The organism is Cyclobacterium plantarum, assembly GCF_011290685.1.
GTDB classification, from domain to species: Bacteria; Bacteroidota; Bacteroidia; order Cytophagales; family Cyclobacteriaceae; genus Cyclobacterium; species Cyclobacterium plantarum.
On sequence record NZ_JAANYN010000004.1, the window covers coordinates 369,967 to 385,055 of the forward strand.

Below are 15,089 nucleotides of genomic sequence, written 5' to 3' on the forward strand. Positions count from 1 at the left end.
GGGTTAGGATTTTCAATGACTTTTAGAGTATCAAAGTACATTCGATATTTCTCTATTCGGAATAAACAGGAAACATGCATAAACCCTGTCTGTTAGGGTCTTATAGTATGTCCTGCGCACAAAATCATTCCCTGCGCTTCTCAGCAGAAAGATGGGGAATGGTTTTCTTGCATTTTCAGCACTTGCTGATAATTTTACCCTTTTTTTAAACCTTTACTTATACCCTGAATAACTTTGGTAAGTTGTTGCAAAGCTGCTTCGTATTTTTGATCCCATTGTTCCAAATTTGCTGTTGATTGATTGGAAATTTCAAATTGAATAGCAGGTAATATCCAGGAAGCATAGCCACTGAAGGGATCATTGGATGCATAAAGCGACTTGTACCAACTCCCAAAAGGCATGCCCTCCTCCAGGATAAAACTTTTTTCAAGGCTGATTAGGGCCTTGTTTACGGAGGATATTTCCTTTGAGCTCAAGGCATCTTTTTCCAATGCCTGGTTTACGAGGCTGTCCATTTCTTCAGCTGCTGCTTTAAGCTCTTCCAGCATTTTTAGGCTTGCTGTAAACCCTAGAAAATCCTCATCGTATTTTTGAATTTCTGTAGTGACAGTTGCCAGATGCTGACTCAGGTCTTCTGCGTATCGCGGTACCTGGTAGGGGATGATAGGTGCATTGGCCAGTCTCAGGGCCATGATACCAGCCCATTGGGCAACGGTTCCACCCATTTGGAACCCGGGATCGGCAAATTTTTCGTAAAAATAGAAATCATCGTAGTTGGTATGGTACAAGGTCGGGCCCCCTGCTCCTCCGCTAAGCGAAGGGATTCCAACATGCATGTAAAAAGCAATGTGGTCTGAACCGCCGCCCAGGTTTCCAATGGAGGGGGTTGGATTGTCTTTTGCCCAGAATTCAAAAACTGTTTCATCTGAGTAAGGGTAGTCCACTTTTTTGGCCGCCTCCGTCATGGTTTTTTTCAGACTTGGTGCGGCTGCTCCACCGATGTTTTTCCCTGAAACTCCGCCATCAAAATTCAAATAAGCAACCGCTTTCGCACCCAATTCATCCTTCAACTCCTCCACCCATTCGGTGGAACCGATGACACCATGTTCTTCACCGTCCCAGTGGGCAATAAGGATGGAGCGCTTGGGTTTTTTTCCCTGCTCTGCGAGCTTGCCCAGTGCCTGGCTTAGGGTAAGAAGCATGGAAGTACCACTATTTGGGTCTGTGGCCCCAAATGCCCATGCATCGTAATGGCAGCCGAGAATGACCCATTCATCCGGATAGGTACTGCCTTTAAGGGTACCCACCACGTTATTGATCCGAACGAAATCTATGGGCTGCTCTACCTTTACCCTTACGGTGAGCTTTGGTCCGCCTTCCACCCGGTAAGTGAAGGGCAAGCCACCCTGCCAGGCTGCCGGTACCGGTGTTCCCTGCATTTGGCTCAGGATTTTCTCTGCTGAGGCATAGGGGATAGGGGTAACGGGAATACTGTGCAATTGGGTCTCTTCCGGGTCTAGTCTGGCGATACGCTTTTTACCATCCAGTGGCAGGGCAGGTTCGAAGGGAGTCAGGGGGTCTCCTGTAAAGCTTTCGGTCAACAAGGAGCCCCGTTGTATGGCACTTTCATTGTAATAGGGACCTTCGGGAAACACCAGGCCCTTGGTAAAACCATTGTCTTTTGGGTCAGTATAGATCAATAAACCGGCAGCACCATGAGCTGCTGCGAATTTGGCCTTAAACCCCCTGAAATTCCCACCATACCTGGCAATTACGATTTTTCCGCTCAAATCAACCCCTAACGTCTCTAATTCCTCAAAATCCGCTTTGGTTCCATAATTGGCATAAACTACTTCCCCGCTTACATCTCCTGAACCCGAGAAGGCATTCCAACCCTTTTTTAAACCGGAATGTTCGCTAAAAGCATCGGCTTCCTGAATATCTTCCATTTGGTTCAGGGGCTGCCGTTTAGGGGTAATGATTTCTACCAACGAAATCCCGGGATCCTTAGGCATGTAAACATCATATGGATATTTCCGGCTATCCCATCCTGCTTCTTGCATTACGGTCAGCAGGTAATCTCCCACTGCATTATTTTCCGGGCTGCCTGCAATGTGTGGATGTTTGGTGATGGTTTGCAAGTGTTTTTTAAAGCTTGAAAAATCTACTGTTTCCAAAAAGAGCTCTTCTAATGCCTCTTGTTTTTCGGATTCTTCCCTGGAAAACCCGTCTAATTTGTTTTGACAAAAACCAAAGCCAGCCAGGAGCAAAAAGGTACAAGCCAGGAAATACTTTTTCATTATTGTTTGATTTTATTGTAGGACTTGATCGACGGAAAGGATGTGTTCGCTGGGTTTATTGCGAATCCTCTTGGTTCGAAGGTAGCGGTTTAATTCATAGGCATCATAATTTTCATCATCGGGATCAAAACTGCTGATCCTCACCCGCCCTCTGGAATGAATAAATTGATTGTCTCCAATCCACATGCCCACATGTACCACTCTTTCTTTACTTTCTGCTGTGGCCGGGACACCAAAAAACAGCAAGTCACCCACCTCCAGGTTTTCCCAGTTTTTGTCCGAATCCACCAACTCCCCTTCATTTATTTGTTGGGATGCGTCTCTGGGTATCACCATGCCATTCAGGAAATAGATGGTTTTGGTAAAGCCGCTACAATCCATGCCCTTGGGGGATGTTCCTCCCCAGAGATAGGGTGACCCCATCATTAACCGGGCTGTCTGGATCAGGGATTGATCATCTGTACTGCGGCTGTTTTTCCACCTTTCATAGGGGACCGCCTTTTCCAGGGAAATGAATCCTCTACGGTTGTCTGGCAAGGCTACACTATAGCCAGTCTGAGAAATTTCGATCAACTCCAGCACATTACCTGCAGTAATATCGCTGACGATGTCCGAAGTGCTTTCGTCTGCATAGATATTCGCAATCATTTCGGTAACGACTACTTTATCTTTTTCCATCCATAGGTTCAGCGATTCCTGATTTAGCCTGACAATGGCAGCAGCATCTACCCAGGAAAGGTAACCGTCTGGCGTTTGTACAAGGTACCAACTCCCGGAGGCTTTTAATACATTCAATGGAGTGCCCATAAGAGCCTGCGTGGCCAATTCTGCTGAATGCCTGGGCTCGCTCCGAATATTGGCTACCGAATTGGTTACCAATGCCATGTTTAAATCTCCCAGCGCAGGATCCGGTAAAAGCTTTACACTATCTGTATAAGAAATACCCTCTGTGTTCAATTTCTCCAATAATTCCTGATGGGCTTCTTTAACGTTGGTTTCTCCGATCAAAACGCCATCTTTCCAGCTAACGTCGAAAAGAGCAACTCTTTTATCCGGAGCGTAGTTGCTTTGTATGTCCTCCAGCATCTCCCTGGCAAGGGTTTCTTCCCCGTTATTTTTACAAGCTGTAATCCAAAATAAAAGTAGTATGCAGAAATAGAATGTTTGTTTCATGAATAACAATTAAATTTTCACCCTAATGTATGAAGAAAGTACTAATTCAGGAAAATTAGGCTTTATTCTGCAGGTTTCATTTCTCTATCCAGAAATTCCTGATATAACCGGATATGTCGGTTGGTCATTGGTATGCGGTATCCATTGATAAAAACCTGTTCCACCTGGGTTTTAGGCTCGAAGGGATCTCCATCAGCTATGAACAAGGTGGCATTTTTACCTACTTCAAGGGATCCCAGCCTATCGTCTACTTTGAATATTTCAGCAGCATTTATGGTAATGGACTTGAGCGCGGCTTCCACTCCCAGTCCATATGCTGCCGCAAAGCCGGCATGGAAAGGAAGGTTCCGGACATTTTCCGTATCCTGTGTTCTTAAAGCCAGCTTGACGCCTGCTTTGTGCAGTGCGGCTGCATTGGTGTAGGCCACATCATACTTGTCAGAAGCCCTGGTGGGTAGGGTAAGTACCGGACCTGTAATCACCGGAATTTTAGACGCTGCCAGTTTTTCTGCCACTTTCCAACCTTCTGCTACCCCTGTCAAAACCACCTCCAGGTTCTTCTCTTTCACCCATTCGAGTGCAGCAATGATGTCTTTAGCGGCATTGACCTCAATGAACAGCGGTAATTCCTTTTTCAGTACCCTGGAAAGTTGTTCCATTTCGGGATAGTAATTCAGTTGCCCGCCTTTTTCCTTGATGGAAAGGTAGTTGGCTGCTTTTTTCCAAATCTCATCAATTTCATCACGTTTTTTTTGAGCTTCTTTTTGAATGGTCTCTTCCGATCTGCTATCATAATCCCCGGATTTGGCGGCAGAAGGAAAATTCATGATCACGGCCCTAAAACCGGCATCCATTTGATCCGGGGTATAGCCATTAAGCTGAATCAGGGCAGCCGTTCCGGGAAAGTACCCGCCTCTCGGCTGGGTCAATACCGTAGTAACGCCACTGACCCGGGTAACGGGTATGGCTACTGCATTGGGATTGACTGCCGTGAGGGCCTGCATTTGAGGCGTCAGTTTGCCCAATTCCATAAAATCCTGTGTTTCCGGAAGGGAGTTGACCTCTACCAGTCCCAGGCTGGTACCGCTATCAATAAAACCGGGATAGACAGATTTACCACTACAGTCAACAAGGGTATAATTTTGAGGAGCTAAGTTTTGACCGATGGCAGCTATCTTTCCATCTTTAATCAACAAGTCTGTATCCTCCAAAATGCCTTGTGTAACGGTAACTACCCTGGCATTTTGCAATAGAAAGTCTGCTTTATACGGTTTGACCACTTCCCCATCAATCTGGGCAAAAAGATCAGCTTTGAAAAGGCAGATAATAAATAATAAAGAAAATATGATTTTTTTCATCATCGGTCAATAGAATGATTGCTTAGTGACTGTGGCCGAAAAGATTTCTGCCAAATCCTGTAAAATAGAAATCCACATCCCGCATACAGTTGTGGTGTTCTGTATGGAGAAAAATGGGTTCCAGAGTTTCTTCCGGGTTTACCTTTATTCGCTGGTCTGAGGCATCTTTTTCCCTGTCGAAGTATTTGACACCATCTACCCAGGTCATTTGCGGTATGGCATATATGGACAAGGGATGCATGTCAAACAGGACCAGATCTGCTTGCTTGCCCTCTTCTATGGAACCTACCAGCTTGTCGATACCCAGTTGTTTGGCCGGGTTGATGGTAATCAAAGCCAGGGCTTCATCATCTGTGAGTCCTCCATACCTTTGGGTTTTCGCTGCCTCATGATAGAGATGGCGGATCAGTTCATCAGAATCGGAATTGATGGAAGTGACCACTCCGTTTTTGGTAAGAATGGCTGCATTGTAAGCGGTAGAATAATAAACTTCGAATTTATAAGCCCACCAATCTGCAAAAACGGACGCACCCATGGTATATTTGGCCAACTCAGGAGCCACTTTGAATCCTTCATTCACATGAGAAAATACAATCTTGTCAATTCCATATTCCTGACAAACCTTGATCAGCATGTAAATTTCGTCGGCCCGGTAGGAATGGCAATGGATGATGATTTCACCTTCCAGAATATCCACCAGGGTTTCTAATCTTGAATTGTAAACAGGAGGAATTTGTTGTTTTTCTTTCCCCTTATCAGAAGCGTTCCAGTCTTCCCAGTCGGCTTTATACTGTAAAGCTTCTTCAAACCCATTTCTAATCACAGCCTCCACGCCCATTCTGGACCGGGGTTGCAGATTTTTACCTCTCCCATGTACCCGGATAGGATTTTCCCCAAGGGCAAACTTGATGGTTCTGGGGGCCTCTTTCATGATCAATTGGTCAGGATCCCTCGTACCATAGCGGTGCTTCAGGGTGATGTTTTGCCCCCCAATGGCATTGGCAGATCCATGCATGGCATGGGAAACGGTGGTGCCTCCTGCAAGTGCCCTGTAAATTCCCACATCAAAAGGATCGATCACATCTTCCATTTTAACTTCGGCTGTAATTGGGCTGCTGGCTTCATTGATGACCTCCAATGCAAGATGGGAATGGGCATCAATAATCCCCGGCATCAGGAATTGGCCGCTGGCATCTATTACAGGCACACCTTTGGGTTCTTTAAGGCCCGAGCCGATTTTGCTGATGATACCATTTTCCACAAGTACATCGGTATGCTCCAAAAGACCATTGGTGATTGTGATAACATGTGCGTTTTTAATAAACACATTTCCTTTGCTGATCTCCTGAGCCTGGCTAACCACAATAAACCAGAAGGTACTGATAACGGATAGTATTAGCTTTGTTTGCATTATTTTATTTCCGGTTTTTCCAGTTTTTTAGCCTTTACTTGATAATTTCCATATCCTTTAATTTCCATGTTTCCTGAAAATTTCTCTCCAGTCACTTCTCCCGAAACCTTTACCTCCAATGCGTTTTCTCCTACTTCGACGGAAAAGGTAAATGCAAGGGATTTCTCAGTAATTACTGCATTTTTAATGGGGGAGGTTTTGACACCCTCAGTCTGGGGATCATCATAGGAAACGGTCCCAGACCAGTTATTGTCTTCCTTAGTAAATTTCCATTTTCCTTTGGATTTCCTACCCTCCGTTTCCGCTTCATATTCCCATACACTAGCTCCATCCTTTATTTTTTGTGCTTTCTCTGAATAATCAAAGAGATAGCCATCACTGATCACCATGACAACCTTGGCTTCCTCAGAGAAAAGGGTATCCGACATCAGTACCATATTGGCCATTTTTCCTTCCGAAAGGGTCCCTGCGATAGCTGAAATTTGTAAAATTTCTGCGGGATTCACGGTCAAAGCCGCCAGTGCGCCTTCTTCGGATAAGCCGTTTGCTATCATGAGCCTGATATTTTTTATGAAGTCTGTCCTGGAAAGGTGCTTGGTGGTAAAGCCAAAAGGAATTCCTGCTTTTTCATATTCCCCTGCCAGCGATAGCGATTTAAGATAAGCATTTTTTGTGCGCTCCATCCTTTTTTCAAAATCGGGACCTTTTTCTCCTTCTGTCGGATCAGAGAATTTATCATCTGGCAAATCCAGGGTGAGCACGGCACTTGTCTTTTTTTCTTTGAGGATGGGAAGCAGGGCATCACCTTCATTGATGCCTGTGATTATCAAGTCGAAATTGTTTTCTTCCTGCATTTTTAATGCCCTTCTGATATCCAATTCGCTTGAGCTTTCAATAAGTACCGGGATTTCTCTATTGATGACAGGGATCAGGGCATCCAGTACCGGGTTACTTTCCCTGCGTCTGAGGGATGATTGCTCGCTGTACATCTCGCCATGTGTTTCATAAAGCCTGGCATTTTGCAATAAATCTCTCCATTTTGCCATTACCCCTAAATCTGTATTGGGATAAACACCGCCCACCGTACTGAATTTAAAATAAAGGGATTGGTTATCGGAAAGGATATTGTTTCGGCTTTCATGGCCATAAATAACCAATGCAGAATTGCCCGGAAGCATTCCTTTTCCTTTGGGTAGTTTTTGGGCGATGGTAAAGCCCAGTTTTCGCCACTCCTGATCGTGAGGGTTTTTTTCCTGGTAATGGTCAACAGCTGAAAAATGAGGGTGGATGCCAGCAATTTCGGGCAATGGCTCGGAGGGATCAAAATCATCCGGTTTTTCCGGGATCGTGGGTTCCACCATACCGGTTTTGTTGGCCACATCGATAAATCCCGGGTACACCAACAATGAATCTCCTTTGATTTCCTGTGCTTCTGCGGGAATATCGATATTTTTTCCCAGTGCTTTGATTATTCCATTTTCAAATAATAGCTGTTGCCCGGTCAATATTTTTCCGGGAGAAGGGATTAAAGTGGTGTTTGAAATATAGTACGTTCCTGTAATCCTTCTATCGCCATTTCGGTCACTTTGCCCAAACAACAAAGCCGGGAACAAAAAACACAAATAAATAAAAGAAATTGAACTTAATAGGTTGTTGGCTCTCATTTCTGGAATTTTTCTATCCAATCAAAAATCAAAATAAAGGATAAAGAATGGAAAAAATAAATTTATTTTTTAAATGTCTGGAATCAATACAGGAATGGTTAACGTTTCTCCGTCCATTTTTTTGAGTATGATTTTTTCCTTTTTTGAAATAAAAATGATTTTATGACTTTGATTTTAGTAACTTTGAAATTTATAATCTATGCGGATTTACAGAAAATTCCGCTTTGAGTATCAAAAGATAGTTTAATCCAGTTAACCAATGAATAAAAGTTCGCTTTTTAAAGAGTTGTTTGTAAATATAAAAACTACCGGTGCAGTAACCTTTAGTTCCAGGTCTTTGGTAAATAAAATGTTGTCTTTTGCAGACTTTAAAGGAGCAAAAGTAATTGTAGAACTCGGAGGCGGAGATGGCAGTATTACCAAGGGAATCATTGACCGCATGGATAAGGATGCCATATTGTATGTATTTGAAATCAGTGAACATTTTTGTCGCAACCTGGACAGAAGATATGGCTCTAAAAATGTTAAAATCATCTGTGATTCGGCAGAAAATATGGACAAGCATTTGAATGGGGATCTTGTTGACCTGTTTTTGTCCTCATTGCCTTTTAGTCTTATCCCAAAGGAATCCAGGACCGCCATTTACGAAAAAAGCAGTGTGATGCTGAAGCCCAGTGGTTTTTTTATTCAAATCTGCTATTCCTATTTGCTAAGGTTTCAATTTGCTTCCTATTTTAGCAATATAAAAACAGCCTTTACACTAAAAAACTTTCCCCCGGCCTTTATCATAATTTGTAATTCCTGAGGCCTAAAATTCGTTCATTTTTTCTAAATTGCTCTCAATGAAAGGAGCAGATTTTAAGGGTAGGGGAACCGGCAGACAACCGGCCAATATTTATCAAAAGTCCAAACTGGTGTTGGATCATGTGGAAGGAATAGATATTCCCGAATATGAAGAAAACCCTTCAACCCAATTTTTTCCCGTTAGCAGCAAAACGGCACTGAGTTTCAATGACAGCCCTGACCTGCCTTTGAATTATAGTGTAAATCCCTATCAGGGCTGTGAGCATGGCTGTATCTACTGCTATGCCCGAAACAGTCACCAGTACTGGGGTTTTGATGCCGGTTTGGGTTTTGAAAGCAACATATTGGTGAAAAAAGACATTGTCAGTCAATTGAAGCGGGAATTCGAGCAAAAGGGCTATGAACCACATCCCATTATGCTTTCAGGTAATACGGATTGCTATCAGCCTGCTGAAAGAAAATTTAAATTGACAAGACAAATACTGGAATTGTGCCTGGCCTTTCGGCACCCGGTTAGTGTCATCACAAAGAATAGCCTGATTGATAGGGATATTGACATCCTTAAGGAGCTTGCTTCGCACAAGCTTGTACATGTTTATTTTTCCATAAACCATTTGGACCCGGGCCTGAAGCTATTATTGGAGCCACGTACGGCTACAGCCAGGCTCAAATTAAAACTGATCCAAAAATTTTCAGCTGAAAACATACCCTGTGGCATCATGGTTGCACCGATCATTCCGGGTATCAACAGTGAAGATGTGACTAAAATCATCGAAGCTGCTGGCAAAGCCGGAGCAAAAAAGGCTGGATATACTGTTGTCCGGCTTAATGGACAGATCAAGGATTTATTTGAGGGTTGGTTGGAAACGCATTTTCCGGATAGAAAAGACAAAGTGATGCACCAAATTGAACAGCTACATGGGGGAAAGGCAAATGATTCCGCTTGGGGAAGAAGGATAAAGGGCGAAGGGCCATTGTCCCAAACCATTGCTGGTCTTTTCAAGCTTGCAGTGCACAAATATATTGATCCAAATGGTCGGATGCCGGAATATGACATGAGTCATTTTAAAGGCAATGGCCAAATGAAACTCTTTTGATATGGATTATTTAAAACAGGGTATACTGGTTTTGGCAACGATGGAAATGGCCAAAAGGAGAAGGGGCAGTTCCTTCTGCCCCTCAGATGTGGTCCGCTGGCTTTATCCCAATGATTGGCGACATTTTATGGAGGAAGAGATGGAAGCGGCCATTTGGCTTTTTAATCAGAATTTACTTGAAATTCGTCAGGATGGTAATTTGATCGATCAAAACTATTTGCCTGAAGCGCCTGTTAGGCTAAACATAAAATAATATATAATTTATGCAGGAATTACCTAAAACCACTATTAAAATACCAGAAAAGAAAGCTGTGGCCACTTTTGGAACAGGCTGTTTCTGGTGCACAGAGGCTGTATTTCAAAAATTGAAAGGTGTTGATGTAGTTCAGTCCGGATTTTCGGGAGGGCACATTGAAAACCCTTCTTATAAGGATGTTGTAACGGGTACCACCGGTCATGCCGAAGTGGTGCATTTGATTTTTGATCCGGGGCAGATTGGTTTTTCTGATTTACTGGAAGTTTTTTGGTCAAGCCATGATCCCACAACGCTGAACAGGCAGGGTGCTGATGTGGGGCCTCAATACAGGTCAGCCATATTCTACCACTCCCCTGAGCAAGAGCAGGAGGCCACCCAAATGAAAGCTGCCATGGAGAAAGAAAAAGTTTTTGACGGTCGTATCGTGACCGAAATTACTCCATTTTCCAACTTTTATCCGGCAGAAGATTACCATACCAATTATTTTGAATTGAACGGAAGCCAGCCCTATTGTCAGTTTGTGATCCGACCTAAGGTGGAAAAGTTTAAGAAGAAATTCAGCGAAAAATTGAAGTAAAAAACCTGCTTCAATTTTTTTAATTTAAATTTTTCTACTCAACAGAATTATATTTTGTAATTTTGTCAAATTTTTAATAACGCAAAAACATGAAACGAACCAAAGCACAGGAATCCAGGTCTGCCATAGAACGTTTGTATATCACCATGAGGCATTTATTCATGCGTGGCAACTACAAACCAACGGGAGTTTCAGGGGAGTCTCTGGTTCAGGCCCTGCTCACCCTTAGCCCGGAAATTTATGGGCTGGTAAATGATCCTGAAAAGCTGGAGCTTGAGGGTTTGCTTTACGTCATGGAAAGATTGCCACAGGGTATCGAGGAGTGTCGTTACATCCGGTTGATCAGCAAAGAGGGCTATGAAGATTCCGGTTTCCAGGTATTGGTTCCTTCAAAAAGAAAAAGAAATTGTTACCGGGTGGACGATGAACAGATGTATGTGGAGATGACCCGGGGCAAAAGCGATATTTATGATATACTGACCCATCTTACCTTTCTCTATATCGAATCTGAAAAGATCCGTACCAACAGTACCGACCCAAAAGGCCGTATCAACCTCAACTGGAAAAAATTGAAGGAGATTGTGGATAAAGAAAATAGGGGGGAAGAGTTCAACAGGGAGGCCGCTTGTTCCTACCTGACTCACCTTACCGGAAGGACTTTTGAGGAATGTATTGCCGCCGTACAAAAGTTTGAAAGTTCACATAACAGCAACAGCCTTTTTTCCATTATTTATCATATGGGCAGGCTCTCCATGGAAGAGTCTCTGGAAGGAAATGACCGGGAAATTTCCTTTTCTGCCACCCTGAGGGAAAGGGTAGGGCACCATGTGTATGGAGAAGCCTGGGCAAATGCCATCAAGACTGTTTTGGATGAACAAAACCTCCTGGAGCGACCCATCCATGTGATCAGTGCAAACCTGCACAGTGTGGTGAATACCATTTACGGCCACCAGGCATTGGGATTGAAAGATTACGAAGCCATCGAAGACATGGCTATGAAAATCAGTGTCAATAGCAAAGGCAATAAAGGAAAGGAAATCCTGGATTATGCCCGGAAAAACGGCTTGATACAGGTGGTAGATACTTCGGGTACCAATATTGGGGTGCAGGTAATCGATACTGGAAAAATGAGTTCATCTAACCTATTGCCCGGTGTCAAACTGGAGGAGTCTGATAAGAAAAGACCTGTTTTGGTGGTGATGGATTATGCTTTTGGCGAACAAGCCTATGAATGCTTTGATGAACTTTTGAAGCCCTATGAGGTAGGCCAGCAAAAAGTACCCTTAAACATCATTTCTACTGCTATAATGGGAAAAGCAGGTATTTTGGAAGGCAAAAAAGGAGATATCATGATACCCAACGCCCATGTATTTGAGGGGACTGCGGACAATTATCCATTTAAAAATGAGTTAGATGCAGCAGACTTCGAGGGCTTTGGATTGAATGTTTACCAGGGCCCCATGATTACAGTTTTAGGTACTTCCCTGCAGAACAAAGAGGTTCTGGGCTATTTTATGGAGTCTTCCTGGAAAGCCATCGGACTGGAAATGGAGGGGGCTCATTACCAGAAGGCCATTCAATCTGCCAGCAAAATCAGGAACAGTATTCGCAAAAGTGTGAAGGTCATGTATGCTTATTATGCTTCGGATAATCCGCTTGAAACGGGCAGTACACTGGCCTCTGGTGCCCTGGGTATGGAAGGTGTAAGGCCTACCTACCTGATTACCTATAAAATTTTGGAACAAATAGGGAAAGCCTGGTAGCCATCCATTAGGATTTACCTTATTCTTTGTTTTCTTTTAGTCCTTCTTTGATCGAAGAAGCGTCCCAGGCATGGTCATTCAAACTGAAGCGACGGTGCAATTCAGACTTCAAAAGGTCCTCCTGCATAGAAATGGTTCGCCGAATGGTTGAAATGTATGCATTTTTATCATCCTTAACTTTAACCAATTCTTTGAGCGAATCTTCGTCGTAATTAATGAAATTTTGTGCCAGGCGGTGAACGGTGAACGCCCGAAATCCAAGTTTGATCAAAACATCCCTACCCATTCGTACGGCACTTTCCAAATGTTGCCTGTAAATATGCGCTACGTCCAGTTCAATCATTTCGTAAGCATCGGCCCTGTTTTGAGCCCTCATCATAAGCTCAAGATGCGGAAAGTGTTTCTTGAGTAGCCGTACCAGCCTCAGATTGGTTTCCGGATCTTCAATTGCAGAAATAAAAATGCTGGCATCCTTTGCTCCGGCCATTTCAAGTAAGTCTAGTCTGGTGACATCGCCATAGTACACTTCAAATCCCATTTTTCTCAACAAATCAACCCGGTCCGAATCAAAGTCCAGAATGGTTGCCTGGATTCCATTGGCTCTTAGAAAGCGACCTACAGTACTTCCGTAATGCGAAAACCCGGCTAAAATAACTTTATTTTTTTCATGCATGTAATCTTGTTCCCTGGACGCCTTTTCCCGGGTGCCAATCCGCGGAAGAATCCATTTTTCACGAATCAGTAAAAGTATAGGTGTGCATGCCATGCTAAGGGCCGTTATGGCCATCAGAAACTCGGTGGTAGAAGGAGGGATGATGGATAGTTGGGTAGCAAATGAAAAGGTTACGAAGGCAAATTCCCCAACCTGGCTCAAACCCAGGGAAAAGGTTAAGTTTTGATCTGTGCCCATTTTATTGTACTTGCCGATACCAAATAGTAGTATGCTTTTCAATAGCAAGACAGACAACGTGGCGGCAACTAAAAGCAAGAAATTTTCGCGAATCAACCCAAAGTTTATAGAGGCCCCGACGGCAATAAAAAATAATCCCAGCAACAATCCTTTGAAAGGTTCCAGGTCACTCTCCAATTCATGTTTAAATTCCGAATTTGCCAGAACCACCCCTCCGAGAAAAGCCCCTAAGGCCGGACTGAGGCCGACAAATTCCATTAAAAAGGCGATTCCAACAATTATCAATAATGCAGAGCCAACAAATAATTCCCGCAGCCTGGTCTTTGCAATGAGTCTCAGCAAAGGTACAAGCAAGTATTTGCCAGCGATTATGATAAAGATTACAGCTCCAAACACGAATAACGTTTGGACCAACGCAGAAAATTGAGAAATGGGGCTATGAAGCGCCTCCTCTGAAACCATTGCTCCACTTGCTGCCAGCAGAGGAAGGAGTGCAAGAATCGGGATGACGACAATATCCTGCATCAACAATACGGCAAATGAGTTCTGCCCGGCGGTACTATTCAATTGGTTTTTTTCTCCCAGAGATTGTAAAACAATGGCTGTGGACGAAAGTGCCAGCGAGCAACTGATTGCAAGCGCCTGCCTCCAATCTTGCCCCAGTGCGAGTAAAACTACGAAAAAAAGGAATGTAGTCAGCAATACCTGAGAAAGTCCCACCCTGCTGATCATTTTTCGCATGCTCCAAAGTTTTGCTGGTTCAAGTTCCAGTCCAATCAGAAAAAGCATCATTACCACACCAAACTCCGCAAAGTGAAGGATATCTTCACCTTCTTCTCCTATGAAGCCGAGTACAAAGGGGCCTATGAGCATACCCGCTAGTAAATAGCCCAATACCGAGCCCATTCCCAATTTTTTTGCAATTGGAACACAAACGATGGCTGCAGACAGGTAAATCATAGCCTGAAATAGAAATCCGTTTTCCATATGATTAAGGATTTTACTGGTTGAGTTTTGGAAATTGGTGCAAACCGGAAAAATCGCGGTTTTGAGTAAGAAATTCAAGAAGGGATTTAAACAAACCTGTTTCCTGCTTTAGTTTTTGTGCAGCCAGCTCATGTGATCCGCCGATATGAAAAGGCGGTAAATAGTTCATTCCACACAAGGTAGCGGTCTGTTTGAAGGGCAGCAAAAATTGGGTTAGGCCATGACCGCGCTTTCCATTAGCAGAATAGGCGGCATCATTTCCTCCTGTACTAATTGCGCTAAAAGCAGTTTTCCCCTTTAGATAGGTCCCGCGAGGACCATAAGCCCAATTGAATTCCAAAACCAGGTCGATCCATTGTTTCAGGAGTGGGGGGGAAGAATACCAGTAAACAGGGTGCAACCACACAAGGACATCCGCCAAAAGAAGTAATTCCTGTTCTTCCTGCACCTGTACATTAAAATCGGGATACAGCTCATACAAATCACGTATGGTTACGTTAGGCATGTCCTGAATTTCGTCTACCATTCCTTTCATTATCCTGGAATGCTCAAATTTGGGATGGGCCATTATGACCAGAATATTTTTCATACCAAGGGGTAATTTTGCTAGTGGGGAAAAGTTTAGTACGCTACATTGTTAAGCCAATAATTCTTCAAAATTAAATAAATTAATCTATTATTATTTCCTCCTTTTTTTCTTTCTTGATGCTGCCAGTTGTGTATAACGCTCCTCGGCAGGCCGCAGATCCAGTGACTGTTACCTACTCTCTATGCTATAGAACACGATGT

The 15,089-nt window shown here is 43.6% G+C and carries 12 protein-coding genes; 5 read left to right on the top strand and 7 right to left on the bottom strand.

The features are described 5' to 3' along the window. Window positions 1–194 precede the first annotated feature (194 nt). From G9Q97_RS11640 to G9Q97_RS11660, 5 genes are all read right to left on the bottom strand, one after another. Entirely contained in the window at window positions 195–2,300 is a 2,106-nt protein-coding gene (locus tag G9Q97_RS11640) for a M28 family peptidase (protein ID WP_166147006.1), read from the bottom strand. Between the two features lie 12 nt (window positions 2,301–2,312). Then, complete coding sequence (locus G9Q97_RS11645) at window positions 2,313–3,473, bottom strand: C40 family peptidase (RefSeq protein ID WP_166147008.1); 1,161 nt, start codon at window positions 3,471–3,473, stop codon at window positions 2,313–2,315. 62 nt (window positions 3,474–3,535) lie between these two features. Beyond that, complete coding sequence (locus G9Q97_RS11650) at window positions 3,536–4,831, bottom strand: amidohydrolase family protein (RefSeq protein WP_166147278.1); 1,296 nt, start codon at window positions 4,829–4,831, stop codon at window positions 3,536–3,538. Window positions 4,832–4,853: 22 nt separating this feature from the next. Next, window positions 4,854–6,242 carry an amidohydrolase family protein gene (locus G9Q97_RS11655; RefSeq protein WP_166147010.1) on the bottom strand — a complete coding sequence of 463 codons (1,389 nt, stop codon included), beginning with the start codon at window positions 6,240–6,242 and terminating at the stop codon, window positions 4,854–4,856. Further along, window positions 6,242–7,906, bottom strand: a complete 1,665-nt coding sequence (locus G9Q97_RS11660; protein WP_166147011.1) for an amidohydrolase family protein — start codon at window positions 7,904–7,906, stop codon at window positions 6,242–6,244. The genes G9Q97_RS11655 and G9Q97_RS11660 overlap by 1 nt, the downstream gene beginning before the upstream one ends. Window positions 7,907–8,165: 259 nt before the next feature. Between G9Q97_RS11660 and G9Q97_RS11665 the strand changes: the two genes are divergently transcribed. The 5 genes from G9Q97_RS11665 to G9Q97_RS11685 all read left to right on the top strand — a co-directional run bounded on the left by G9Q97_RS11665 (window position 8,166) and on the right by G9Q97_RS11685 (window position 12,403). Continuing rightward, the gene (locus tag G9Q97_RS11665) at window positions 8,166–8,711 is read left to right on the top strand and encodes a class I SAM-dependent methyltransferase (protein WP_166147013.1); all 546 of its coding nucleotides are present in this window, start codon (window positions 8,166–8,168) and stop codon (window positions 8,709–8,711) included. Window positions 8,712–8,748: 37 nt separating this feature from the next. Beyond that, entirely contained in the window at window positions 8,749–9,807 is a 1,059-nt protein-coding gene (locus tag G9Q97_RS11670) for a PA0069 family radical SAM protein (protein WP_166147015.1), read from the top strand. A 1-nt stretch (window position 9,808) separates the two neighbouring features. After that, the gene (locus G9Q97_RS11675) at window positions 9,809–10,060 is read left to right on the top strand and encodes a DUF3253 domain-containing protein (RefSeq protein ID WP_166147016.1); all 252 of its coding nucleotides are present in this window, start codon (window positions 9,809–9,811) and stop codon (window positions 10,058–10,060) included. 10 nt (window positions 10,061–10,070) lie between these two features. Next, window positions 10,071–10,640: a peptide-methionine (S)-S-oxide reductase MsrA gene (gene msrA, locus G9Q97_RS11680; RefSeq protein ID WP_166147018.1), complete on the top strand. Its 570-nt coding sequence runs from the start codon at window positions 10,071–10,073 to the stop codon at window positions 10,638–10,640. An 89-nt stretch (window positions 10,641–10,729) separates the two neighbouring features. Beyond that, window positions 10,730–12,403: a DUF6909 family protein gene (locus G9Q97_RS11685; RefSeq protein WP_166147020.1), complete on the top strand. Its 1,674-nt coding sequence runs from the start codon at window positions 10,730–10,732 to the stop codon at window positions 12,401–12,403. Window positions 12,404–12,422: 19 nt separating this feature from the next. Here the strand turns inward: G9Q97_RS11685 and G9Q97_RS11690 are convergent, their stop codons facing one another. Continuing rightward, window positions 12,423–14,300, bottom strand: a complete 1,878-nt coding sequence (locus tag G9Q97_RS11690) for a monovalent cation:proton antiporter-2 (CPA2) family protein (protein WP_166147021.1) — start codon at window positions 14,298–14,300, stop codon at window positions 12,423–12,425. Between the two features lie 13 nt (window positions 14,301–14,313). Further along, window positions 14,314–14,889, bottom strand: coding sequence for a glutathione-regulated potassium-efflux system oxidoreductase KefF (gene kefF, locus G9Q97_RS11695; RefSeq protein ID WP_166147023.1), 576 nt, complete (start codon window positions 14,887–14,889; stop codon window positions 14,314–14,316). Between the last annotated feature and the right edge of the window lie 200 nt (window positions 14,890–15,089).